The following is a 23,335-nucleotide window of genomic DNA, read 5'->3' as shown; positions in this document are numbered from 1 at the left end:
GTCGCGTCGCGCATTGCCACTATGCTGAATAGCTATGTAACATATCCACCATGGACGACTCCGAGGTGGGCGAGTTCCGCGCGGGAATCAAGCTCCTGCAGCGGCGGCTGCGCCGCGAGGCGCGCCCGGTGTACGGCGTGTCGAGGACGGCCTCGCAGGTCCTGGCCGCGACGGTGCGCTGCGCGGATCCGCCGGGGCCCCGGCAGCTCGCCCGGGACCTGCAGATGACCAGTTCGAACGTCGCAGCGGCCCTGCGCGAGCTGGAGGACGCGGCGTACATCGTCAGGAGAAGGGATCCGGCCGACGCGCGGCGGGTGTCGGTGTGCGCCACCGAGCGGGGCCGCACGGTGGTGTCGGACGTGCTGCGCGAGCGCGACACCTGGCTGGGGCGCGCCGTCCAGGCCCTGCTGAGCGAGGAGGAGCAGCGGACACTGCTCGCCGCGGGCGCGCTGATGCAGCGGCTCGCCGCCTTCGAGCCGGGCGCGGAGCACCCGCCGGTCGCGGCCGCGAGAACGGGGCACGAGGACGCCCGCGCCCCTGCCGCGCCCGCGGGCGGGGCGTCGTGACGGCTCCGCCTGCCCCGCGGCGCGCCCCTGGTGTCCTGGGCGTCCGCCAGTCCTTCTCCTCGCTCTCGGTGCGCAACTACCGGCTCTACTTCTGGGGTTACTCGGTCTCCGTGGTCGGCACCTGGATGCAGACGCTCGCGCTCGCCCTGCTGGTGCTCAGGCTCAGTGGCAGCGGCGCCGACCTCGGCATCGTCACGGGCGCCCGCTACCTGCCCTTCCTGCTGCTCGGCCCCTTCGGCGGGCTGGCGGCCGACCGCTACGACAAGCGCCGCCTGCTGTACGTGACCCAGGCGTCCTCGGCGGCCGTCGGGCTGCTGTTCGCGGTGCTCACCGCGCTCGACGCGGTCAGCATCCCGCTGGTGGTCGTGCTCTCCCTGGCCCTCGGCATCCTGACCGTCTTCGACAACCCGGCACGGCAGAGCCTGATCCCCGAGCTCGTCCCCCGCGAGCGGATGGCCAACGCGGTCACCCTGAACTCCGTCTCGGTGAACATGGCGCGCGTCCTCGGCTCCGCCGTCGGCGGCGCGCTGGTCGCCGCCGTGGGGCTCACCGCGTGCTTCGCGCTCAACGCCGCGTCCTTCGGCGCGGTCCTCCTCTCGCTCGTGCTGATGCGGGACTGCGAGATGTACCCGGCGGACCGGCCGCCGCGCCGCAAGGGGCAGGTGCGCGAGGGCTTGCGCTACGTAGGGCGCACCCCCGCCCTGCTGCTGCCGCTGGTGATGCTGACGGTGACGGGGATGCTCGCCTACGAGTTCCCCGTCACCCTGCCCCTCGTGGCGCAGCGTGCCCTGCACGGCGGCCCGGGGACCTACGGCGCCATGGCCTCGCTGATGGCCGTGGGGGCCGTCGGCGGCGGGCTGTACATCGCGGGCAGCCGCAGGACCCGCGGGGCGGGCGCGCTCGCCGTCGCCGGCATCGGCTGGGGCCTCGCCATCCTGGCCGCGGCGCTCGCGCCCACGCTGGCGTGGGAGCTCGTCGCGCTCCCGTTCGTCGGCCTGGGCACGATCGCCTTCAACTCCCTGTCCAAGACGGCGATGCAGCTCGCCTCGCTGCCGTCGATGCGGGGCCGGGTGATGGCCCTGTGGTCGATGGCCTGGGGCGGCAGCACCGTCGTCGGGGGCCCGCTCGTCGGCTGGGTGGCGCAGGAGTTCGGCAGCAGGTGGTCACTGGTCGTGGGCGGCGTGCCCTGCCTGCTGCTCGGCGTGCTGGCGCTCCCCGCGCTGCGCAGGGTCGACCGCGCCGCGTCCCCTTCGCCGGGGGCCGCCGCGTCCCCTCACACGTCCTCGCCGTACTGAATGCGCCGGTAGGGCACGCTGAGGACCTCGCGGGTGATCCGCACGTCGATCACGGTGGGCCGCGGGGCCCGTACGTACTCGGCGAGCGCGGCCCGCAGCTCGGCCGTCGTGCGGACCGTGGCGCCACCGCCGCCCAGCGCCCGTGCCACCGTGCCGAGTTCCGGTGTCGGGATCACCGCGAGCCGCGGGTCGAGGCCTTCGCCTGCGCCTTGTGGAACTCCGCGCCCAGGCCCTCGACGTGACCTCGCGCGAGCGCAGCAAGAGCATGGTGGCGAAGTCCGTCCCCTCGATTGTTCGACGATCTGCACGTGCAAGCCGGATGGAGCCGATTCATCGGCGTACGGTGCCCGGACTTCCGGACAGTTCACATCAACCGCCGGCCACGTCGCGACCTCAGCGCGCCGGCACCCGTCCGCTGCCCCGTTCGGGACGCATCATCAGCGGACCTGGCGGGCGACGCCCCGGCCGGCGCCACCGTCGTCGGCGTCCACCGCACCCCGCAGGGCCTGGCAGGAGACGTACGCGCCGCCGAACTCGAGGGCGTCGCGGGTCGTATCACCCCCGTGCCCGGTGGTGTGGGGCCGATGACCATCGCCATGCTCCTCGTCCATACGCTTGAGGCCGCAGAATGGGAAGCGGAGCGCGCGGCCGTGCCCGCGTGACCGCAGCGGCGGGGCGGTGTGCCCGCGCGGCCACTCCCCTCGGGTCTCGAAAAGGGCAGGACATGAAGCACGTTCCTCCGCTGGCCGTCTTCCGCGACCGGGCGGCCTACGGCCTCCTCGACGTCACCGACGACCCGGAGGCCCTCGACTCCGAGGGCTTCTGGGCCGTCGTGGCCGACTTCGAGGGGCGCCTCACCTGCGCGCGCTTCCGCGACGTCCGCCCCCGTCCCCCGCGCGCGGGGGACGGCGCGGCCTGGCGGGGCCCCGGGCCCGCGCAGTGGACGAGTTCGCTGGACCGCTCCGCCTACACGGCGGGTGTGCGCCGCATCCGTGAGCACATCGCGGCGGGCGAGGTCTACCAGGCCAATCTCTGCCGTGTGCTGTCCGCGCCCCTGCCGCCCGAAGCGGACGCCGAGGCCCTGGCCCACCGCCTCTCGGCCCGCCACCCGGCGCCGTACGCCGCGCTGGTCAGGCTGCCGGGACACGGCGTCGAGGTGGTCTCGGCCTCTCCCGAGCTGTTCCTGCGCCGCGACGGCCGGGTGATCCAGTCGGGCCCCATCAAGGGCACCGGCCGCACCGAGGCCGACCTCCTGGAGAAGGACCGCACCGAGAACGTCATGATCGTGGACCTGGTACGCAACGACCTCGGCCGCGTCTGCGCGACCGGCAGTGTGAGTGTTCCCGCGCTGTGCGCCGTCGAGCGGCACCCCGGGCTCGTCCACCTGGTGTCGAGCGTCCGCGGCGTCCTCGGCCCGCGCAGCGGCTGGGCCGAGCTGCTGGCGGCGGCCTTCCCGCCGGGATCGGTGACAGGCGCGCCCAAGGAGAGCGCCCTCGGCATCATCCGCGCACTGGAGACCGTGCCCCGCGGCCCCTACTGCGGCGGCATCGGATGGGTCGACGCCGATCACGGGCGCGCCGAGATCGCGGTCGGCATCCGTACGTTCTGGATCGACCGCGCTGTGGGGACACTCAACTTCGGCACCGGCGCGGGGATCACCTGGGGCTCGGACCCGGAGCGCGAGTGGGAGGAGACGGAGCTCAAGGCGGCGCGGCTCGTGGGCATCGCCTCCAACGGCCCGGCCGCCGCGCACTGACCCGGCCGCCTGCGGCCCCGCTCGGCGCAGAACCCCCGATGCGGTTCACCCGTCGGTGCACGTCAGCAGCAGCGCGCGCCGCGCCGACGCGACGTGGTGGCGCATCGCCGCGCTCGCCGCCTCTCGAGCACCGCCCGCAGCCCGTCGAGCTCGGTGAGCGGCTGCTCCGCCGCGGGGCAGTTCGACCCCCAGGCGATCCGCTCGCCGTCGAACGCCTCGACGACGGATCCCAGATACGCGTGTGCCTCGTCGCCCACGTCCCGCGGGCGCTCCAGGTTCCTGTGCGTGATCTTGAGGTGCAGCCCAGGGTGCTCGGCGAGCGCCGCGACCTCGCGGGTATCACGGACGGGCGGCCGCGCGGCCGCCCGCTGGCAGCCGTCGCGGACGCCGAGGGCGTCATGGCGCGGGCGGCCGCAGCCCGCTCGGCGATCGCCGGCGGGCCGGCCTGAGGCGGCCAGTGACACCCGGAGGTGTTGTGTTCATTGTGTTCACGCCACGGCGCAGGCGGTTCGCGCGAGGGGCAGGTGCGGCCCATCTCGCCCGCCTGACCTGTGTGTTCGCCGTGCGGGCCGGCCGGGCGCCCGGCGCGTCCTGCGAGGCCGGCCGGTGCCCGGCGCGGGGGAAAGGTCGCGCAGGGGTGTGTCGTACGGTCCCCGGATGCGCTTAGGGTCCCGACCGTTGCTGACAGGAGAACCCCCACCCGGGCGGCGCCGGCGCTCTGCCGTGCGGCGCGCCGGCTCCCGATCGGAGAATGCCATGCGTCTGCGTACCCGCGTCCTCGGCGCTGCGGCCGCCGCCACCGCCGCCGTCGTGGCCCTGGCCTGCCCCGCGACCGCGTCCGCCCCTCCGGCCGCCCGCCCGGGCCCCGGTCCCGTGTCCGCCGGGTGCGGCGGCACGGCGGACGCGCCGCCCGCGGGCCGTACCACCGCCGAGACCCTGACAGTCGACGGGGTGCGGCGGGACTACCTGATCCATGTGCCCGCGTCCTACCGCCCCGGCCGTGCGCTCCCCCTCGTCCTCTCCTTCCACGGGCACGGGCGCACCGCCGCCTATCAGGAGCGCCTCACCGGGATGTCGGAGCTTGACGCGCTGGTCGTCTATCCGCAGGGCGTCACGGGCACGGACGGCGAGAGCGCCTGGCAGGGCGCGCCCTACTCGGCCGACGTGGACGACATCGCCTTCACCCGGGCGCTGATCGACCGCACCGAGCAGCGGCTCTGCGTCAGCACCCCGCAGGTGTTCGCCTCGGGCAAGTCCAACGGCGGGGGGTTCTCCGCGCTCGTCGGCTGCCGCCTCGCGGACCGGGTCGCCGCGACGGCCGAGGTGTCGGGGGCCTTCTACCCGCAGGGCGGTGCCTGCGAGCCCGCGCGGCCGGTGCCGGTCATCGACTTCCACGGGCAGGCCGACACCACCATCCCCTACGGAGGGAACTCCGCGAAGGGGCTGCCCGCGCTGCCCGACTGGCTCGCGGGCTGGGCGGGGCGCGACGGCTGCGCTGCCACGCCCCGCACCACGCAGGTCGAGCCGAACGTCGTGCGGCAGCGCTGGGCGCCCTGCGCCGGCGGCGCCGTGGTCGAGCACTACCGCATCGCGGACGGCGGCCACGTGTGGCCGGCGACCGTGCCCAACGAGGACTCGGCGACGCCCACCACCATCGACGCCACGCCGATCATCTGGTCGTTCTTCCTCGCCCATCCGCTGCGCACGGCCTGACCGCACCGCCGGGCCCGCGGGCGCCGCTCCCCCGGCGCCGCGGGCCCGGCGGTCAGCGGTTCTTGAACGCGTCGAGGGCCGCGCGCACCAGCGCGCGGGCCGCCTCGCTGCCCGCGTGGCCGGAGTCCTCGACGATGTGCAGGCGGGCGCCGGGCCAGCGCTTCGCGAGCTCCCAGGCCGTCTGCACCGGGCTGCCCAGGTCGTGCCTGCCGTGCACGAGGACCGCGGGGATGCCCGCCAAGGCCGGAGCGCCACGCAGGAGTTGGTCCTCCGTGAGCCATGCGCCGTGGCGGAAGAAGTGTGCGCAGATCCGGACGAACGCGATCCTGGCGAGGGGTTCGCGGTCGCCGTACATGCCGGGTACGCCGTTGGGCTCGCCGGAGACCACGGCGTCCTCCCAGGCGAGCCACGCGTCGGCGGCCCTGGCGCGGACCGCGGGGTCGGGGTGCTCCATCAGCCGGGAGTAGGCGGCGACGAGGTCGCCGTCCCGCTCCTCCTCGGGGACGCCCGCCCTGAACCTGTCCCACGCCTCGGGGTGGAAGCGGCCCACGCCGCGGTAGAGCCACTCGGTCTCGGCGGCGCGGGTCGTCGTCACCGCCTGGATGACCACTTCGCTGACCCGCTCGGGGTGCCGCTGGGCGTACGCCAGGATGAGGGTGGAGCCCCACGAGCCGCCGTTCAGCAGCCAGCGCTCGATGCCGAGGTGGACGCGCAGGCGCTCCATGTCGTCGATCAGGTGGTGGGTGGTGTTGAGGCTCATGTCCGCCGCCGGGTCGGAGGCGTGCGGTGTGCTGCGTCCGCAGTTGCGCTGGTCGAAGCGGATGACGCGGTAGCGCTCGGGGTCCCAGGCCCGGGTCGGGCGGCGCGGCGCCCTGAGCCGGGGCCGCCGTGCACGTGGAGGGCCGGCTTGCCCCGCGGGTTGCCCAACTGCTCGTAGTAGACGCGGTTTCCGTCCCCCGTGTCGAGGAAGCCGTGGTCGTAGGGGCCGATCGGCGGGTGGAGGGCAGCCATGGCCGCGGAACCCAGCACCCCGCCCGCCGACCGGCCACGCGTTTTCCGGGCCCCGGTCCCGCCGCCCGGTGGTGGGCGGCGGGGCGGGGGCCCGGTCAGCCGGCCGCGGGGGCGCGCAGGTCCGCGGTCTGCCGGGGGTCGGCCTCCCAGGCGCCCGCCGGGGTGCGTACGAGCACCACGCCGTAGTGGGTACGGGCGGACTCGGGTGACACGTAACCCTCGCGGACGTCGGCGACGACCTGCTCCACGGGGCGGGTGCGGGGGTCCCCGTAACCGCCGCCGCCCGCCTGGCAGACGCGTACGACGTCGCCGGGCGCGAGGGTCACGCTGCCGCTCTCGACGGTGATGGCGGCCTCGCGGTCGGTGCCGGGGTTGACGGTGAGGACGGAGGGGCGGCCTGCCAGCCCGCCGTCCTTGCCCGCGGGCGGGGTGAGTTCGCGGCCGTTGCGGGTGGTGAAGCGGGCGGGCGCGAGGACCCGGTACTCGCGAAGGTAGCCGAGGCCGCCGCGGTGGCGCCCGGGGCCGCCGGAGTCGGTGACCAGCTCGAAGCGTTCGACGCGTACCGGGAACTCCGTCTCCAGCACCTCGATGGGGGTGAGGCTGCCGTTGGCGACGTGCACCTTGGACGCGGACACGCCGTCCTTGTTCCAGCGCGCGCCCATGGCGCCCGCCGGCAGTTCGTACTGCACCTTCGGGGAGGAGGCGCCGGGGAGCCGGTAGGAGAAGGTGCCGTTGGTGCCGCTGCTGCTCTCCGCGATCCGCCCGGCCGCCAGCGCCTTGCCGAACGCGTCGAAAAGCGCCTCCGCCGTCGCCACCGCGACGGGCATGTACGTGTTGACCGGCGCAGGCGGCAGCGGGTCGAGGAGCGAGCCGGGGCGGAACGACGCCGTGATGGCCTGGAAGAAGCCCGAGTTGGAGGGCATCTCCGGGTCGACGAGGCACTTGAGGGCGTACGAGCACACCGCGCGCACCAGCGGCGGGCGGATGTTGTAGGGGCCGGTCATCTGGTCGTCGGAGCCGGTGAAGTCGAAGGCGATGCGGTCGCCCTCGATGGTGACGGCGACCCGGATCGCCACCGGCCTGCCGTCGGCCATGCCCTCGGAGTGCAGGAGCCGGGTGCCGGTGTAGCGGCCGTCGGGCCACTCCGCCACAGCGGCCCTGATCCGCTGCTCGGTGAGGTCGAGCAGCCGCGCGGACGCGGTGTGCAGGGTGTCCTTGCCGTACTTGGCGCACAGCGCGCGCACCCGGTCGGCGGCGAGGTGGGTCGCCCCGACCTGCCCGCGCAGGTCGCCGAGGACGAGGTGGGGGGTGCGGCTGTTGGCCCGCAGCAGTGTCTCCACCTCGGGCGAGGGGGCGAAGCCGCGGTGGTAGCGCACCGGCGGCACCATCAGGCCCTCGTGGTAGATCTCCCTGGCCTGGCTGGAGTTGGTGCCGGGCACCAGGCCGCCGATGTCGGACTTGTGGGCGATGCTGCCGCTGAAGCCGAAGACCTCGCCGTCCACCACGACCGGCGCCACGACCGCCATGTCGGTGGCGTGCGGACTGCCCCCGTAGTAGGGGTGGTTGACGAGGAAGGCGTCGCCGTCGCGCATCTCGTCGACCGGGTAGGCGCGCAGGATGTTCTCGATGGTCTCGGGGAACGCGCCGAGGTGCAGCGGGAGCACCGTGTACTGCGCGACGACCCGGCCCGCCAGGTCGGCGATGGCGCAGCTGGCGTCCTTCGACTCGCGGATGATGGTCGAGTAACCGGTGCAGAAGAGGGAGTTCTGCATCTCCTGGACCACACCGATGAGGCTCTGCCTGATCACCTCGACGGTGATGGCGTCGGCAGGTCCTGAGGCGTCCTGCCCCGCTCCCTCGTCCGTGGCGGCTGCGGGGCGTGCCGCGGTCTCTTCGCTCACCTGCTTGACCTTTCTGCTGCCGGACGGACCCGGGTGATCAGGAGGTTGCCGTGGCTGTCGGCCTCGGCCTGCTGCCCGGGGAAGACGACGACGGTGGAGTCGTACTGCTCGACGACCGCGGGGCCGGTGATGCGGTGGCCCGCGCCGAGCCCGGCCCTGGCGTAGACCGGGGTGTCGACGTACGCTCCGGTGTCGCTGCCCGCGGTGTCGGGGAAGTACGCGGGGCGCGTGCCGACGACGGCGGCGGAGACGGGCCCTTCGGCCGCCGGGAGGGTGGGCAGCGACACGGGCGGTACGAGCCCGATGGCCTGGACGCGGTAGTTGACGACCTCCACCGACTGGTCGGGGGCCGCGTGGCCGTGGCACTGCTCGTGGATGGCGTCGAAGTCGCGCCGGTGGCGCGCGAGGTCGTCCGGGGTCAGCGGCACGGACGCGACGGGCACCGGGTTCTCGTAGCCCTGACCGCTGTAGCGCATGTCGAGGAAGTAGCGGAAGGCCGTCGCGTCCTTGGAGAAGCCCTCCTGCGAGAGCTGTTTCGCCGCGGTGCGCACCATCTGCTCGAAGAGTTCGTTGGCGTCCTCGGCACGCAGTTCCCCGATGTCGGTGAGCCTGCTGCGCACCAGGTCGTGCTTGACGTCCGACATCAGCAGGCCGAGCGCCGAGGTCGCGCCGGGCGATGGCGGTACGAGGACCCGGGGGATGCCGAGGTCGAGGGCGATCTGGCTGGCGTGCAGGGGCCCCGCGCCGCCGAACGCGACAAGGGTGAAGTCCCGCAGGTCGAAGCCGCGTTCGGTGGAGATGGAGCGGATCGCCTGGCCCATCTTGACGTTGACGATCCGCACGATGCCGTCGGCGGCGCGCACGGTGTCGACGCCGAGGGGGCCCGCCACCTCGGCGACGACGTGCTCGGCGGCGGCCGCGTCGACGGCGAGGCCGCCGTCGAGGAGCGACACCGGGTTGAGGTAGCCGAGCACCACGTTGGCGTCGGTGACGGTGGCGGTGCGCCCGCCCTTGCCGTACGCGGCGGGGCCCGGCACCGCGCCCGCGCTGCGCGGCCCGACGTGCAGCGAGCCGTGCCGGTCGACCACGGCCACCGTGCCGCCGCCCGCGCTGACGGTGTTGATGTCGAGCATCGGCACGGCGATGTGCCGGCCCTCCAGTGTGTTCTGGTCGGAGACCGTCGGCTCGCCGCCCTGGATGAGCGCGACGTCGCAGCTGGTGCCGCCCATGTCGAAGGTGATGAGGTCCTCGATGCCGACGGCGCGGCCGATCGCCACGGAGGCGGTGACCCCGCCGGCCGGGCCCGAGAGGATGGTCGCGACGCCCCGGTCGGGCGTGCGGTCGAAGGGTACGGAGCCGCCGTTGCTCTGCATGGTGAACCTGCGGCCGGGGGCGACGCCGAGCCGTTCGAGCGCGGCGGAGAGCCGGCCGACGTAGCGCCCCACCACCGGGGAGACGTACGCGTTGATGACGGTGGTGCTGAGCCGTACGTACTCCCGCATCTGCGGCAGCAGTTCGCTCGACGTGGTCACCCACAGGCCGGGGTCCGCGGCGCGCAGGGCCTGGGCGAGCCGTTCCTCGTGCTCGTCGTTCATGAAGGAGAACAGCAGGCTGACGGCGACCGATTCGACGCCGCTCTCGCGGAAGCGGCGCACCGCTTCGGCGACGGCCTCCTCGGAGACCGGCTCCCGCACGGTGCCGTCGGCGCCGAGCCGTTCGGGGATCTCGACGGTGTCGCTCTCCGCGGCGAGCAGCGCGGGCTTGGTGTAGCCGAGGTCGAAGACGGAGGGCCCGAAGGGGCGGGACTGCTCCATCGCCTCGTAGACACCGCGGAATCCGCGGGTGACGGCGAGTCCGACGCGGGCGCCGCGCTCCTCCAGCAGGGCGTTGGTGCCGACGGTGGTGCCGTGGGTGAAGACGGAGATGGCGTCGGGCGGCACGCCCTGTTCCTCCAGGGTGGCGAGCCCGGCGAGGAGTGCCTGGTCGGGCTGGTGGGGGCTGGAGGGGACCTTCATGATGCGGTAGGTGCCCGCGGACTCGTCGAAGACGACGAAGTCCGTGAACGTGCCGCCGGTGTCGGTCGCCACGCGGTAGGTCGAAGGGCGCTCTGGCATGGCCGCGGACCTGCTTTCCTCGGAGGTCGGGACACACGGTGCGTGTCACGGTGTGATGGGGCGGGGCCGGTGGCGCCGGCGGTGTGCGCGGGGCCGCCGCGGCGGGGCGCGCGACCGGGGTGCGCGGCCCCGCGCGGCGGCGCCCGGCGGTGGCGGCGGGGTTCCGGGGCCGCTCGCGCGCGGCCCCGGAAGGCGGCTCAGTCGCCGGTCGAGATCAGCGCGCCGCCGTCCACCAGGAGGTCGGTGCCGGTGATGAAGCCGGCCTCGGCGCCCGCCATGAACGCGACGGCCCCCGCGATGTCCTCGGGGGTGCACGCGCGGCCGACGAGGTTGCGGCGCTCGCGGTTCTCCGGTTCGACGTCGCTGCCGACGGGCGAGCCCACCTTGTTGGGGCTGACGGTGTTCACCCGGATGCCGTGCGGACCGAGTTGGACGGCGAGGGAGCGGACGAGCGCGTACAGGGCGGCCTTCGCCGTGGGGTAGGCGAGCGCGTTCTTGCGCGCGAACTGCCCCGAGGTGGAGCCGATGTGCAGGACGACACCGCCCTGTCCCTCGGCCACCATCTTCTTGGCGAGGTACTTCGTGGTCAGGAAGGCGGATGTGAGGGTGACGTCGAGCACCTTGCGCCACACGTCGTCAGCGAGGTCGAGGACGGTGGCGGGGCGGTCGGTGATGGCGACGCAGTTGACCAGGGTGTCGACGTGTCCGAGCTCCGCCCAGGCCGTCTCGACGAGCCTGCCCACGTCGTCGGCCGACGAGACGTCCGCGGTGACCGGCACCGCGCTGCCCGGGTGTGCCTCGTTGAGCGCCTTGGCGACGCGGGCCGCGGCCTGCGGGTCGATGTCGACGACGGCCACCCGGGCGCCCTCGCGGGCGAAGCGCTCGGCGACCGCCTCCCCGACGTTGCGGCCGGCGCCGGTGATCACGGCGCGCCTGCCTTCGAGTTGGGACGTCATGTCAGTTCTCTCCTCCGTGGTGGGGTGTGCTGCCTGCCGGGCGCCCCGGCGTCACGCGCCGTACCGGTCGAGGTCGTAGCGGCGGGGCTTGAGCACCCGGCAGACCTCGCGGTTGACGGCGGCCTGGGGCAGGCCGATGCCCTTGGCCGCCGCCATCTCGGAGACGATCTTCATGTCGTCCTCGGCCCAGGCCATCGTCTGGTTGTTCCAGTTGTCCAGGGCGTGGTTGGCGGCGCTCGACATCTTCAGCGCCTCGCGCAGCGACTCGATGTCGACGCCGTGCCGGTGGGCGAGGGCGAGGCCCTCGTGGTCGGCGACGAGGCAGGCCCAGAGGATGAGGTTGTTGACGGCCTTGGCGACCTGTCCCGCGCCGATGTCGCCGATCCTGACGATGTCCGAGGAGTAGGCGCGGGCGACCTCGGTGAACTTCGCCGCCGCCTCCTCGGTGCCGCCGAGCAGGGAGAGCAGCTCGCCGGCGTCTGCGGCCCACGAGCCGCGGCACACCGGCGCGTCCACGACGTGCACGCCGTGCTTCTGCGCCGCCTCGGCGAGGCCGCCCATGACCTCGGGCGACACGGTGCTGAGGACGGCCACGACGGCGCCCTCGCCGAGGGCGCCGAGCATGCCGTCGGCGCCGAGCATGAGCTCCCTGAGCTGCTCCTCGTAGCCGACGCACACCAGCACCGTGTCGCACTGGGCCGCGATCTGTGCGGGAGAGCCGGTGAAGCGTGCCCCGCGCTCGGCGACCGCGGGCTCCTTGTCCGGGTCCACGTCGTGCACGAGCACGGTGAAGCCGTGGCGTACCAGGTGACCGATGATGGGCATGCCCATCCGGCCCGCTCCCAGCACTCCTACCGTCGTCTGTCCTGTGGCCATGCCGGCTCTCTCCTCAGTTCGTGCGGAACGGGACTCGCGTGGTGCGACCGCGGTGGCGGGTCCCGGGGGTGTGCGCGCGGTGCCGCGGCGCGGGGGCGGCACGGTCCTCGCCGCCCGGTCTTCCTGGGCGGTCAGTCCCGCTGCCAGCGCAGGGCCCACTGTTCGAGCAGGCCCACCAGCAGCATGCCGATCGCGATCATGAGCATCAGGACGACGATCCCAGCGAACACCGTCGCGGAGTCGAAGTTCTGGGTGGCGGTGTTGATGAGGTACCCGACGCCGTCCTGCGAGGCGATGAACTCGCCGACGATCACACCGATCATGGCGAAGGACACCGAGGACTTCATGCCGGAGAGCACGGGGACGCTGATCTGCGGCAGTGTGACCCGGCGGATGATCGTGGTGCGGCGTGCGCCCATCACCCGCAGCACGTTGACCAGGTTGTCGGGCATGGTCAGCACGCCCATGTAGGTGTTGTAGAACATCACGAAGAACACCGTCATGGCGGCGATGGCGATCTTCGACTGCACACCGATGCCGAACCAGATGAGGAACAGCGGGGCGAGTGCGATCTTCGGGATGCCGTTGACCGCCGCGATCAGCGGGCTCAGGACGGCGGCGCCCAGGCGCCAGTAGCCGAGGACGAGCCCGACCACGAGCCCGCCGACGACGCCCACGGCGTACCCGAGGACGAGTTCCTCGGCGGTGACGCGGATGTCGGTCCACAGTCCTGGCTGGACGCCGGTGGCGTACTCCCAGAGGGTCCTTGCGACATGGACGGGGCTGCTGATGAGGTAGTCGGGGACGAGCCGGTCGTCGGCCAGCTGCCACAGCGCGAGCACCACGAGGAAGACGAGGACGCGCAGGGCCCAGGTGCCCCAGGCGGGTCCTGGCCGGCCGGCCGGCGCGTCGTCGGGCACGGAGACCGCTGCGGTGTCCTCTGCGGGCGCGAGACCTGCTTGAGCGTTCACTTCGACAGCCCTCCCATCGAGATCTCGGCGGCGAACATGTCCCACAGGACGCGGTGCTGTTCGGCGAACTCGCGCAGCTCCGAGATGTGGAAGGCGTCCCTGGGGCGGGGGATCCCCACCGGCTCCGCGGCCTTCACCCGGCCGGGGCGCCTGCTCATGACGATCACCCGGTCGGCCAGGGTGAGGGCCTCGGACAGGTCGTGGGTCACGAACAGCACCGTCTTCTGGTGGCGGTCCCAGATGTCGAGGAGCGTGCCCTGCATGACGGCCTTGGTCATGGCGTCGAGTGCGCCGAAGGGCTCGTCCATCAGCAGGATCGGCGGATCGTACACCAGGGTGCGGGCGATGGAGCAGCGTTTCTGCATGCCGCCGGAGAGCTGGTGGGGGTAGCTGGTGCGGAACTGGTCGAGTCCGACGAGTGTGATCCACTGGTCGACGAGCCTGTCCTGCTCCTCGGCCGGTGTCTTGCGGATCTGGAGGGGCAGCCGGATGTTCTCGTCCACGGTGAGCCAGGGCAGCAGGTTGGAGTCCTGGGTCACGTAGCCGATGTCGGGGACGAGCCCCGTGACGGGCCTGCCGTGCACCGTGACCTGCCCGCCCGTCGCCGGGGTGAGCCCTGCGACCAGGTTGAGCAGGGTGCTCTTGCCGCATCCGCTGGGCCCGACGATGGCGCAGAACTCGCGCTCGGGCACGTCGAACGTCACCTCGTGCAGCGCCTCCACCGGGGTGGAGTCCCGGCGGCGGCGGAACATCAGGGAGACCTTGTCGAAGCGGACGGCGTGGTCCGCGGGGACGGGGTCCTCCACCGTCGTGGCGGAGCCCTCGGGTCCGGGCCCTTCGTGGTGGCTCTGCATGCTGATCACCTGTTCGCTGTGGCGGCAAGCCGGTTGGGCGGGCGCCGGTACGGGCCGGCGGCTCGCGGGGGCCGTGGGGAGCCGGTGCCGGGCGGTGCGCGGCCCGGGAGCGTGGCGTGCGGTGTACGGGTGTACGGGTGTACGGAGAGGCCGGTACGGGAGGGCGCGGGGGTCCGGGCCGGGCCACGCACACTGGGCTCCGGGCTCCGGCGGGGCCGGGGGCGGGTCAGCCGGTGGGCGAGGCCGCCGGGTGCAGTCTGCTGGTCACGATGTAGTCGTTGGTCCAGGTGCCCTGGTTCTCCTTGAGGTTGACGCTCGACGTGTTCGGCACGTCGCTGCCCTCCGCCTCCTCGCGCACCCCCTGCCATCCGGCGGCGGTCATCTTCCCGTCGGGCGCGAAGGTCACGTACCTCAGGCTCTGCAGCAGCACGTCGTCGCTCATCTTCGGGTAGTGCTCGCGCTCCACGTCCAGCACGGAGCGCGGATCCTTCGCCATGGTGTTGTCGGCTCTGGCGAGGCCGGTGGCGACGGCCCTGACCACGTCGGGGTGTGCCTTGGCGAAGCGGGAGGAGACCACCAGCACGTCGTAGGTCATGCTGCGCAGCTCGGGCACCGAGTGCAGGGTCGCGACGATCTGCGCCTGGTTCTGCGCCTGCGCGAAGTAGCTGTTGGGCGGCGAGAGGAGGATGGCGTCGACCTGTCCGTGCTGCACCGCGGCGAGCGCGGCGGACTGGGTCTTGATCATGATGGTCTTGAACTGGTCCTGGTCCACCCCCGCCTGCTTCATCAGGTAGTGGTAGTAGGTGAGGTCCGTGGTGGACACGACGCCCAGGGTGGCCCCGGTCAGGCCGCGCATCACCGTGGTGAGGGGCTGCTTCGGGGAGAGGTGGTGCGCGGCGATCCACTTCTTGGACGCGGCGAGTTGGAGGGAGACGCCGTAGTCGAGCGAGGTGACGGCCTGGAGGGGTACGCGTTTGGTCTTGGCGCTGAGCAGCGCGGTGGAGGACGCCGTGACGAACTGGACGCTGCCGCTCTGGAGCGCGGCGAAGGCGGTGCTGCTGCCGCCGAGCAGCTCCTGTTTGGCGGTGACGCCCTCCTTGGCGAAGTAGCCCTTGGCCTGGGCGACGTCCACGGTGGTGAAGCCGATGGTGTCCACGGCCTTGCCGATGGTGACTTCCTTCGTCCCGTCAGGGGCGGTGTGGACGGCGGCGTTCGACAGGTTCGCGCAGGCGGTGGCGAGGACCGCGACGAGGAGGGCCGCGAGCGCTGCCTGCAGCCGGTGCCGGCCCGGTCGGCGAAGGGACGGCGGACCACCGCCCTGTTGTGGGCCCTTGCGGGCACGTGCACACGTCTGATCTCGCATCGGGTGTCCCGTTCTCGATGGATGGCGGACACAGCCGGCGGCGACTGCGTGAACGGCGCCGAGAAACACAACGACTCGGCCGGCGTTCTCCGAGGTGGTACGGGGTGGAGCGCTCCGATGGCCTTACCAACTAACCCTTGATTTGATTCGACCATCGGCGCATCACACGCGTCAAGGGTCGTGCACGCGTCGTGCGCGAGCGTTCTCGGCCGGGCGCTCTCGGCCCGGTGCGCGCCCGGAGTGCGGGCGGTGGAGAGGTCCGCACCGCCGATCGTTTTAAGTCACCCGCTTGACTTGTAGGAGTGCCGCGCGTTCACTGATCGCGGAAGCCGGGACGAGGGGAGAGCGGGATGCGCCGGAACGGGCACGGCACGCCGACCGCGGGCTCCCCGCAGGCGGGGTGGTGAGGATGGCGGGCAGGACGGCCAGAACGGAGCGGGCGGCGGGCACCGGCGAGGTGCTGCTCACGGTCGCCGAGCGCCTCTTCGCCGAGCACGGCGTGTTCGCCGTGTCCAACCGGCAGATCAGCGAGGCGGCAGGGCAGGGCAACAACGCGGCGGTGGGCTACCACTTCGGCACCAAGACCGACCTGCTGCGGGCGATCGTCCGCAGACGCGCGGAGCCGATCGAGGCGCTGCGCGAGGAGATGCTGGAGCGCACGGGCGACTCCCGTTCCGTACGCGACTGGGTGGCCGTCCTCGTACGCCCCGGCACCCAGCACCTGGCCGAGCTGGGCAGCCCCACCTGGTACGCCCGCTTCGGCGCGCAGCTGATGACGGACCCCGTGCTGCGGGAGCTGATGATCGACGAGACCTTCGGCCCCACGATCCGGCGGACCCTCGACGGGCTCAACCGCTGCCTGCCCGAACTCCCGCTGCCGGTACGGCTCGAGCGTGCCGACATGGCGCGCAACCTGATGGTCCACATGCTCGCGGAGCGCGAACGCGCCCTGGCCGAGGGCTCCCACACCGCGCGGACGAGCTGGCACGCGTACGCGACCGGGCTCATCGACGCGCTCACCGGCCTCTGGCTCGCGCCGGTCACGTCGGACGGCTGAGCGGCGGCGCCGACCGTACACGCCCCGCACACGGCGCCCGCCCGTATGCCCTTCCCTACCGGTGCCGCCGCCAGGGGGCCGCGCGGCCCGGACCGTCCGCGACCGCGCCGCGGCGCCCGTACCCGCGCACGGGCCGCACCGCCGGACGGCCCGCCCCTTTTCGACCGCCGCCCCGCGCAGACCGGGGGCGGCGGGGCTCCCCCATCCACCGCGGAAAGGACGCCATGCCCCCCACATCGCACCCGGTCGAGCAGGAGCGGACCGAGACACCCGAATACCCCATGGCCCGCGCGGCGGGCTGCCCCTTCGACCCGCCTCCCCAGCTGCGGGAGCAGCAGCAGGAGTCGCCGCTCACCCGGGTCAGGCTCTGGGACGGCAGCACCCCCTGGCTGGTGACGCGGTACACGGAGCAGCGCGCCCTGCTCGCCGATCCCCGGGTGAGCGCCGACGTCACCCGCCCCGGCTACCCGGCACAGGCGCCCGTCACGGGCAACAACATCGGCTTCATCCTGATGGACGACCCCGAACACGCCCGGCTGCGGCGGATGGTGACCGCGCCGTTCGCCATCAAACGGGTGGAGGCACTGCGGCCGCGCGTGCAGGAGATCGTGGACGGCCTCATCGACGAGCTGCTCGCCGGCCCCCGGCCGGCCGACCTGGTCCAGGCGTTCGCCCTGCCGGTGCCCTCCCTGGTCATCTGCGAACTGCTCGGCGTGCCCTACACGGACCACGACTTCTTCCAGGACAACAGCAAGACGATCATCAACCGCACCACCTCGGTCGAGGAGCGCACCGCCGCACTCGGCCGGCTCACCGCATATCTGGACGACCTCGTCGGGGAGAAGCTCGCGCACCCCGAGGAGGACCTGCTCTCCGGGCTGGCCGAGCGGGTGCGCGGCGGGGAGCTCGAACGCGCCGAGGCCGCGAGGATGGGCGTGCTGCTGCTGATCGCCGGCCACGAGACGACCGCGAACATGATCGCGCTCGGCACCCTCGCGCTGCTCGAACACCCCGACCAGCTCGACGCGTTGCGCGCCACCGACGACCCGAAGAAGGTGGCGCGTGCGGTCGAGGAGCTGCTGCGCTACCTGCACATCACCCACACCGGGCGGCGCCGCGTCGCGACGGAGGACATCGAGGTGGCGGGCCGCACGGTACGCGCGGGCGAGGGGCTGATCCTCGCAGGCGACATCGGCAACCGCGACTCCGGCGCCTTCCCCGACCCCGACCGGCTCGACCTCTCCAGGGACGCCCGCCACCACGTGGCCTTCGGCTTCGGGGTGCACCAGTGCCTCGGCCAGCCGCTGGCCCGGCTGGAGCTCCAGGTCGTCTACTCGACGCTCTACCGCAGGGTGCCCACGCTGCGGCGGGCCGCGGACCTCGCCGACATCCCGTTCAAGCACGACGGCTCGGTCTACGGCGTCTACGAGCTGCCCGTCACCTGGTGACCCGCGTGCCGTTTCGCCCCCACCCCACCGGCACACCGGAGGAACACCCATGAGGATCGACCTCGACCAGGACAGGTGCGTCGCGTCAGGCCAGTGCGTGCTCGCCGCGCCCGACGCCTTCGACCAGCGGGAGGAGGACGGCATCGCCGTGCTCCTCACGGCGGAACCGCCCGCCGGCGCCGAGGAGGACGTCCGGCAGGCAGCGACCGTCTGCCCCGCGCTCGCCATCCACCTGACGGAGTGACACCGCGGGTGCCCGGCCGTCGCCCTGCACGGGGGCGGCCGGGCGCCGGGCCCGCCGCCCTGGCAGAGTGGCCGCCGAGCACACCGCGCCGCGTGGGGAGCCGCATGCACCGGGACACCCCGGGCCGGGGCACCGCACGGCGCACCGCAGGACGACGACGCATCGAGGAGCGGCCCGCGCATGAAGTCGGAACACGAGTTCTTCGACACCTCCACGCAGGAGTGGACCCCGGCACAGGGCTCACCCGGCGTCGCGGAACGGGTGCTGGCCCGCGGCGGGTCGGAGGCGGAGCTGACCCGGCTCGCCCGCTGGGCGCCGGGCCTCGACACCAGCGCGGCCGGGGTCATCCGGCACGCGTACGTCGAGGAGGTCTATCTGCTGGAGGGGGAGTTGGAGGACCTGACGCTCCGACGCACCTTCGGCCCCGGCCACTTCGCCTCCCGGCCGCCCGGCATGCCGCACGGCCCGTACCGCACCGCGACGGGCTGCGTCATGCTGGAGATCCGCCACCCGGCCGGCTGAGGCCCGGGTACTCGGGACCCGGTGCGGCGCCGGGCCCCGAGGGGCCCGCGAGCAGCGCCGCCCGGGTGGCGTCGAGGTGGGCCCGGATCGCGGCGGCCGCGGCCTGTGCGTCGCCGCTCTCCAACGCGTCGGCGATGGCGCGGTGTTCGCGCAGGACGGACTCCTGCCGCCCGGCCGAGCGGAAGACCGCGCTGATGCCGCAGCGCACCTGGCGCGCGCGCAGCCCCTCGTACGTCCTCGTCAGCATGGTGTTGCCCGCCGTGCGGACCAGGGCCATGTGGAAGTGGTGGTCCCACGCGATGAAGTCCCCGGCCTGGCCGGGGCCGCTGACCCGGGCCTGCTCGTCGGCGAGCCGCCGCATCTCGGCGACCGGCGCCCTGCCCTGGGTGAGGACCACGCGCGCCGCGTGCGACTCAAGCACGGCGCGCAGGTCCATCAGTTCGGTGACCTCCTGGCCGGACAGTGGGGCGACGTAGGCGCCCTTCTTGGGGATGAGGCGGACCAGGTCCTCGGCGGCGAGCAGCAGCAGCGCCTCCCTGATCGGGGTCCTCGACACGCCGATGCTGTCGGCGACCGCCTGCTCGTTGACGAACCGCCCCAGCATCGCGGGGTCGGCGATCACCGTGTCCCTGAGGTAGGCGTACGCCTTCTCGCGGCCCGAAGCGCCTGGCACGGTCACCGGTCCCGCCTTCCTGTGCGCCGTTGTGCGCGGTGTGGCGCGCTGTGCGCCTCATCGTATCCGCCGGTCGTGCGCGGGCCGCAGGGCCGCCGCCCGCGCCGCGGCGGGGCCCGCCGGCCCTCCCCCGTCAGCCGATCGGGTCGGAGAGCCGCGCCACGTCGTACGCCAGCGCGCAGGTGCCGCCGGTCGCCGGGTCGCCGAGCTCGACGCGCCAGCGGCCGCCGAACTGGTCCACGCCCGGGCGCATCGGGATCGTGCCGGAGAGCAGCACGGTGCCGGGCTCCAGTTCGCCGCGGCCGCGCAGCACGTCCACCCAGTGGGCGGGCGCAAGCAGTTCGGCCGCGGTGCCGTCCTGGACGAGCTGCTCGGCGCCGCCGCCCTCGGGGGCGACCCAGGCGCGCAAGGTCAGGGAGTCGACGCGGTCGGCGACGTCGGCGAGCCGCCAGGCGCGGCGGGCGAGCACGTCGGGTGCCGCGTTCTTGCTCCAGGCGACGCCGTGGGCCTCCAGGGCGCGGTCGGTGTGGTCGCAGGCGGCGGTCAGCAGCAGCTCGCCCCCGGCGTCCACCACGAGCGCCCACTCGGCCTCGCCCGAGGTGCGGGCGTGCTGGACGGGGACCTCGCCGGTCTGCTGGGCGAGGTAGCCGGCGACCGGGTAGAGCGCGGGGACCTCGGCGGGGGCGGGCACGCCGAGCGCGGCGAGCTCCTCGACATGGGCCGCGACCTGGTCCTGGGCGCGGCCCGCGTACCCGGCGTTGAGGAGCCTGCGCACCTCGACCGTGCGCCGCGAGCCGTCGGGGAGTTCGAACGTGAGCGGGTTCACCTGTCTCGTGTCTCCTTGCGGGATCGGCCGCCCTGCACCGGTCCTTGCGGGTCGTCCGGGCGGCGGGGGTTGCGCATGCCTCCTGTATACAGCAAGTATTACGGCCGTGGAACAGAACCATGGACGAGCTCGGGGTACGGCACGGTCCGGTGGGGACCGGTGCCGGCATGGAGGTGATCACCCGTGGAGGACGTGAGCGAGCCGCCGCCGCGCGAGGGCGGCGGCAGCGGGCAGGGGGTCAGGCTGCGGGCCTTCGTGGCGGGCCTCACGGGCACCTCGCTGGAGTGGTACGACTTCGCCGTCTACTCGGCCGCGTCGGCGCTGGTCTTCGGCAAGCTGTTCTTCCCCTCGTCCGACCCGCTGACGTCCACGCTCCTCGCGTTCTCGACGTACGCCGTCGGCTATGTCTCACGCCCGCTCGGCGGCTTCGTCTTCGGGCGGCTCGGGGACGTGGTGGGCCGCAAGAAGGTGCTCGTGTGGACGCTGACGCTGATCGGCGCCGCGACCGTGCTGATCGGCTGCCTGCCCACGCAGGCGGCGATCGGTCCGGCGGCGCCGGTGCTGCTGGTGCTGCTGCGGTTCGCGCAGGGCGTCGGCGTCGGCGGCGAGTGGGGCGGCGCGGTGCTGCTGACCAGCGAGCACGCGGACGAGGAGCACCGCGGGTTCTGGGCCTCGGCCGCACAGATCGGGCCGCCTGCGGGCAATCTGATGGCCAACGGCGCGCTGGCGGCGCTCGGGGCGCTGCTCACCGACCACCAGTTCCTGACCTGGGGCTGGCGAATCGCCTTCCTGCTCTCGTCGGTGCTCGTGCTGTTCGGGCTGTGGATCCGCAGCAGGCTGGAGGAGACTCCGGTGTTCCGGCGCCTCGCGGAGAGCGGCGAACGCCCGCAGGCCCCGGTCAGGGAGGTGCTGCGCACCGAGCGGCGCGGCCTGCTGGCCGCGGTGCTCGGCCGGGTCGCGCCGGACGTGCTGTACGCCCTGTTCACGGTGTTCGTGCTGACGTACGCGACGGACCGGCTCGGCATGGCGCGCGGCAAGGCGCTCACGGCGGTGCTGATCGGCTCGGCGCTGCAACTGGTGCTGATCCCGCTGGCCGGGGCGCTGTCCGACCGGTGGCACAGGCGGCGGATGTATCTGGTGGGGGCGGTGGCCGCGGGCGTGTGGCCGTTCGTGTTCTTCCCGATGGCCGACACCGGCTCCTGGGGGCTGCTGGTCGTCGGGGTGGTGCTCGGGCTCGTGGTGCACTCGCTCCTGTACGGGCCGCAGGCGGCGTTCGTGGCCGAGCAGTTCAGCGAGCGCCTGCGCTACACCGGCTCGTCCCTCGCGTACACGCTGGCCGGGGTGATCGGCGGCGCGGTGGCGCCGCTGGTGTTCACCGCGCTGCTCGGCTCGTCGGGCAGCTGGCTGCCGCTCGCGGGGTATGTGGCGGTGACCGCGGTGGTGACCGTCACCGGGGTGCTGCTCGGGCGCGACGGCGACCGGCCCGCGGCCGGTGCGCCGGCCCCCGGCGGCGTGCCCCAGGCGGCGGGCGGCGGGGGCCGCTGACGGCGGCGGCTCTGGTGCCGGTGCCGGCGCGGCAGGACGGCGCACGGCACCGCACGACGGCGGCCGACGGCCGGCGGGACCGTACGACGGTGGACATACGACGGTGCACAACGGCGAGCGACGAGGAGTGGACGGATGCGGATCAGCCTGTGCCAGCTGCGGTCGGGGCCCGACCCCGAGGAGAACCTGGCGGCGGCGGCCGCCGCGGTGCGGCGCGCGGCGGCCGAAGGCGCGGTGCTCGCGGTGCTGCCCGAGGCGGCGATGGCCCGCTTCGGGGTACCGCTCGGACCGGTCGCGCAGCCGCTCACCGGCCCCTGGGCCGGCGGGCTGCGCGCGGTCGCCGAGGAGACCGGCGTGACGGTGGTCGCCGGCATGTTCACGCCCACCGCGGACGGCCGGGTGGCGAACACCCTGCTGGTCGCCGCGCCCGGCGGCGGGGGCCGCGGAGAGAGTTACGACAAGATCCACCTCTACGACGCCTTCGGCTACCGGGAGTCCGACACGGTCGCGCCCGGCGGCCGGGTGGTGACCCTGGACGTCGCCGGCGTCCGCGTCGGCCTCGCCACCTGCTACGACGTGCGCTTCCCCGAGCTGTTCCGGGCCCACGCGGACGCCGGTGCCGTGCTCTCGCTGCTCCCGGCCTCCTGGGGCGCGGGCCCCGGCAAGGCGGAGCAGTGGGAGCTGCTGGTGCGGGCCAGGGCGCTGGACGCGACGGTCTGGGTGGCCGCTGTCGACCAGGCGCTCCCCTCCCCCGGCGCCGACCCCGAGGAGCCGACCGCCGCGCCGAACGGCGTCGGGCGCAGCCTCCTCGTCGCCCCCGACGGCTCCGTGCGGGCCCGCCTGGGCGGCGACCCCGACGTGCTGACCTTCGACCTCGACCCCGCGGAGGCCGACCGGGTCCGCGCCTCGATCCCGGTGCTCGCCAACCGGAGGCTGCCGCTGTAGGCGTGCGGCACCACGCCCTCCTGCGCGGGGCGGGGCCGGTGGTGTGCGGGGGTCGGGGCCCCGGTGGTGGCGGCGTGTGGTGCGGAAAGCACTGTCCGAGTTGTGGCACACGTCCCACCACGGACGGCTTGTCGCCCGCTCGACCACGCCCCTACTCTCCGGGAAGGCCGGACCCGCTCGCACACCGTCCTCGACAACGGAACGCTCCCTTGCCCGACAGTCCCCGCCTCTCCCCCTGGCACATCGCGCTCCCGCACACGGCGGCCGCCGTGCCGATGGCGCGTGCCCTGGTGCGGGCCGCGCTGGCCGGCCTCGAACGGGGCGGTGAGGCGGACACGGCGGAGCTGCTGACGGCGGAGCTGGTGGCCAACGCCGTCGAGCACACGCGGGGCGACGAGCCGATACGGCTGGTGGTGGCGCTGCTTCCGTCCGGCTGCTGCCGGGTCGAGGTGCACGACGCCGACCCCCGGCCGCCTGGTGCGCTCGACGCGCCGGGCCCCGCGGCCATGCCCGACCCGTGGCAGGAGGACGGCAGGGGGCTGCTGCTGATCCGCACCCTCAGCGAGGAGTGCGGCCACCGGCGGACCGACGGCGGCAAGGCCGTGTGGTTCACGCTGCCCGAGCCGTGCCCGCCGGGGCACGGCGGCAACGCTCCGCTCGTACCGCGCCAGGGGACGCGGCGGCCGCAGGCGTGACCGT

General features: G+C 73.7%; 23 protein-coding genes and 2 pseudogenes. 13 read left to right on the top strand and 12 right to left on the bottom strand.

Annotation, left to right across the window (positions count from 1 at the left end; genetic code table 11):
• The first annotated feature begins 50 nt into the window (after nucleotides 1–50).
• The gene (locus AB0910_RS20675) at nucleotides 51–566 is read left to right on the top strand and encodes a MarR family winged helix-turn-helix transcriptional regulator (protein ID WP_366746051.1); all 516 of its coding nucleotides are present in this window, start codon (nucleotides 51–53) and stop codon (nucleotides 564–566) included.
• A complete protein-coding gene (locus tag AB0910_RS20670) occupies nucleotides 563–1,861 on the top strand; it encodes an MFS transporter (RefSeq protein ID WP_366746050.1) in 1,299 nt (432 codons plus the stop codon). The genes AB0910_RS20675 and AB0910_RS20670 overlap by 4 nt, the downstream gene beginning before the upstream one ends.
• Here the strand turns inward: AB0910_RS20670 and AB0910_RS20665 are convergent.
• Nucleotides 1,840–2,010: a hypothetical protein gene (locus AB0910_RS20665; protein WP_366746049.1), complete on the bottom strand. Its 171-nt coding sequence runs from the start codon at nucleotides 2,008–2,010 to the stop codon at nucleotides 1,840–1,842. The genes AB0910_RS20670 and AB0910_RS20665 overlap by 22 nt on opposite strands.
• Before the next feature lie 318 nt (nucleotides 2,011–2,328).
• Here AB0910_RS20665 and AB0910_RS20660 point away from each other — a divergent pair.
• A pseudogene (locus tag AB0910_RS20660) lies at nucleotides 2,329–2,523 on the top strand (bifunctional 5,10-methylene-tetrahydrofolate dehydrogenase/5,10-methylene-tetrahydrofolate cyclohydrolase); the annotation flags it as partial.
• Nucleotides 2,524–2,585: 62 nt separating this feature from the next.
• Nucleotides 2,586–3,617 carry a chorismate-binding protein gene (locus tag AB0910_RS20655; RefSeq protein ID WP_366746048.1) on the top strand — a complete coding sequence of 344 codons (1,032 nt, stop codon included), beginning with the start codon at nucleotides 2,586–2,588 and terminating at the stop codon, nucleotides 3,615–3,617.
• A gap of 62 nt (nucleotides 3,618–3,679) precedes the next feature.
• Here AB0910_RS20655 and AB0910_RS20650 read toward each other — a convergent pair whose 3' ends face one another.
• Nucleotides 3,680–3,874, bottom strand: coding sequence for a hypothetical protein (locus AB0910_RS20650; protein WP_366746047.1), 195 nt, complete (start codon nucleotides 3,872–3,874; stop codon nucleotides 3,680–3,682).
• 24 nt (nucleotides 3,875–3,898) lie between these two features.
• Between AB0910_RS20650 and AB0910_RS20645 the strand changes: the two genes are divergently transcribed.
• Entirely contained in the window at nucleotides 3,899–4,066 is a 168-nt protein-coding gene (locus AB0910_RS20645; RefSeq protein WP_366746046.1) for a hypothetical protein, read from the top strand.
• A gap of 307 nt (nucleotides 4,067–4,373) precedes the next feature.
• Complete coding sequence (locus tag AB0910_RS20640; protein WP_366746045.1) at nucleotides 4,374–5,330, top strand: ferulic acid esterase; 957 nt, start codon at nucleotides 4,374–4,376, stop codon at nucleotides 5,328–5,330.
• Between the two features lie 52 nt (nucleotides 5,331–5,382).
• Here AB0910_RS20640 and pip read toward each other — a convergent pair.
• From pip to AB0910_RS20600, 8 genes and pseudogenes are all read right to left on the bottom strand, one after another.
• Nucleotides 5,383–6,341: pseudogene (gene pip / locus AB0910_RS20635) on the bottom strand (prolyl aminopeptidase).
• A 95-nt stretch (nucleotides 6,342–6,436) separates the two neighbouring features.
• Nucleotides 6,437–8,242, bottom strand: a complete 1,806-nt coding sequence (locus AB0910_RS20630; RefSeq protein WP_366746044.1) for a hydantoinase B/oxoprolinase family protein — start codon at nucleotides 8,240–8,242, stop codon at nucleotides 6,437–6,439.
• Nucleotides 8,239–10,356 (bottom strand): hydantoinase/oxoprolinase family protein, encoded by a 2,118-nt coding sequence (locus tag AB0910_RS20625; protein WP_366746043.1) that lies wholly within the window; start codon nucleotides 10,354–10,356, stop codon nucleotides 8,239–8,241. The genes AB0910_RS20630 and AB0910_RS20625 overlap by 4 nt, the downstream gene beginning before the upstream one ends.
• Before the next feature lie 197 nt (nucleotides 10,357–10,553).
• Nucleotides 10,554–11,312, bottom strand: a complete 759-nt coding sequence (locus AB0910_RS20620; RefSeq protein WP_366746042.1) for an SDR family oxidoreductase — start codon at nucleotides 11,310–11,312, stop codon at nucleotides 10,554–10,556.
• 51 nt (nucleotides 11,313–11,363) lie between these two features.
• Nucleotides 11,364–12,290, bottom strand: coding sequence for an NAD(P)-dependent oxidoreductase (locus tag AB0910_RS20615; RefSeq protein ID WP_366746041.1), 927 nt, complete (start codon nucleotides 12,288–12,290; stop codon nucleotides 11,364–11,366).
• A gap of 29 nt (nucleotides 12,291–12,319) precedes the next feature.
• Nucleotides 12,320–13,159, bottom strand: coding sequence for an ABC transporter permease (locus AB0910_RS20610; protein ID WP_366746040.1), 840 nt, complete (start codon nucleotides 13,157–13,159; stop codon nucleotides 12,320–12,322).
• Nucleotides 13,156–14,013, bottom strand: a complete 858-nt coding sequence (locus AB0910_RS20605) for an ABC transporter ATP-binding protein (protein ID WP_366746039.1) — start codon at nucleotides 14,011–14,013, stop codon at nucleotides 13,156–13,158. The genes AB0910_RS20610 and AB0910_RS20605 overlap by 4 nt, the downstream gene beginning before the upstream one ends.
• 226 nt (nucleotides 14,014–14,239) lie before the next feature.
• Complete coding sequence (locus AB0910_RS20600; protein ID WP_366746038.1) at nucleotides 14,240–15,376, bottom strand: ABC transporter substrate-binding protein; 1,137 nt, start codon at nucleotides 15,374–15,376, stop codon at nucleotides 14,240–14,242.
• Nucleotides 15,377–15,785: 409 nt separating this feature from the next.
• On the opposite strand from AB0910_RS20600, the gene AB0910_RS20595 reads away from it, so the two are divergent.
• The 4 genes from AB0910_RS20595 (at nucleotide 15,786) to AB0910_RS20580 (ending at nucleotide 18,647) form a co-directional block, all read left to right on the top strand.
• Nucleotides 15,786–16,433: a TetR/AcrR family transcriptional regulator gene (locus AB0910_RS20595; RefSeq protein ID WP_366746037.1), complete on the top strand. Its 648-nt coding sequence runs from the start codon at nucleotides 15,786–15,788 to the stop codon at nucleotides 16,431–16,433.
• Nucleotides 16,434–16,657: 224 nt separating this feature from the next.
• Complete coding sequence (locus tag AB0910_RS20590) at nucleotides 16,658–17,881, top strand: cytochrome P450 (protein ID WP_366746036.1); 1,224 nt, start codon at nucleotides 16,658–16,660, stop codon at nucleotides 17,879–17,881.
• A gap of 49 nt (nucleotides 17,882–17,930) precedes the next feature.
• Nucleotides 17,931–18,125 carry a ferredoxin gene (locus AB0910_RS20585; RefSeq protein WP_366746035.1) on the top strand — a complete coding sequence of 65 codons (195 nt, stop codon included), beginning with the start codon at nucleotides 17,931–17,933 and terminating at the stop codon, nucleotides 18,123–18,125.
• Between the two features lie 180 nt (nucleotides 18,126–18,305).
• On the top strand, nucleotides 18,306–18,647 hold the full coding sequence (locus AB0910_RS20580; protein ID WP_366746034.1) for a cupin domain-containing protein: 342 nt from the start codon (nucleotides 18,306–18,308) through the stop codon (nucleotides 18,645–18,647).
• Here the strand turns inward: AB0910_RS20580 and AB0910_RS20575 are convergent.
• Both AB0910_RS20575 and AB0910_RS20570 read right to left on the bottom strand, forming a co-directional pair.
• Nucleotides 18,616–19,320: a GntR family transcriptional regulator gene (locus tag AB0910_RS20575; RefSeq protein ID WP_366746114.1), complete on the bottom strand. Its 705-nt coding sequence runs from the start codon at nucleotides 19,318–19,320 to the stop codon at nucleotides 18,616–18,618. The genes AB0910_RS20580 and AB0910_RS20575 overlap by 32 nt on opposite strands.
• A gap of 133 nt (nucleotides 19,321–19,453) precedes the next feature.
• A complete protein-coding gene (locus AB0910_RS20570; protein ID WP_366746033.1) occupies nucleotides 19,454–20,146 on the bottom strand; it encodes a DUF2848 domain-containing protein in 693 nt (230 codons plus the stop codon).
• Between the two features lie 243 nt (nucleotides 20,147–20,389).
• Here AB0910_RS20570 and AB0910_RS20565 point away from each other — a divergent pair, with 243 nt between their 5' ends.
• The 3 genes from AB0910_RS20565 (at nucleotide 20,390) to AB0910_RS20555 (ending at nucleotide 23,331) form a co-directional block, all read left to right on the top strand.
• Nucleotides 20,390–21,691: an MFS transporter gene (locus AB0910_RS20565; RefSeq protein WP_366746113.1), complete on the top strand. Its 1,302-nt coding sequence runs from the start codon at nucleotides 20,390–20,392 to the stop codon at nucleotides 21,689–21,691.
• A 135-nt stretch (nucleotides 21,692–21,826) separates the two neighbouring features.
• Nucleotides 21,827–22,636: a carbon-nitrogen hydrolase family protein gene (locus tag AB0910_RS20560; protein ID WP_366746032.1), complete on the top strand. Its 810-nt coding sequence runs from the start codon at nucleotides 21,827–21,829 to the stop codon at nucleotides 22,634–22,636.
• A 209-nt stretch (nucleotides 22,637–22,845) separates the two neighbouring features.
• Nucleotides 22,846–23,331: an ATP-binding protein gene (locus tag AB0910_RS20555; protein ID WP_366746031.1), complete on the top strand. Its 486-nt coding sequence runs from the start codon at nucleotides 22,846–22,848 to the stop codon at nucleotides 23,329–23,331.
• Nucleotides 23,332–23,335 lie beyond the last annotated feature (4 nt).

The organism is Streptomyces sp. NPDC047002 (genome assembly GCF_040704505.1).
Classification (GTDB): Bacteria; Actinomycetota; Actinomycetes; order Streptomycetales; family Streptomycetaceae; genus Streptomyces.
Note: the sequence above shows the minus strand (reverse complement) of the source record. Positions and strands in the feature narration are given on the sequence as shown.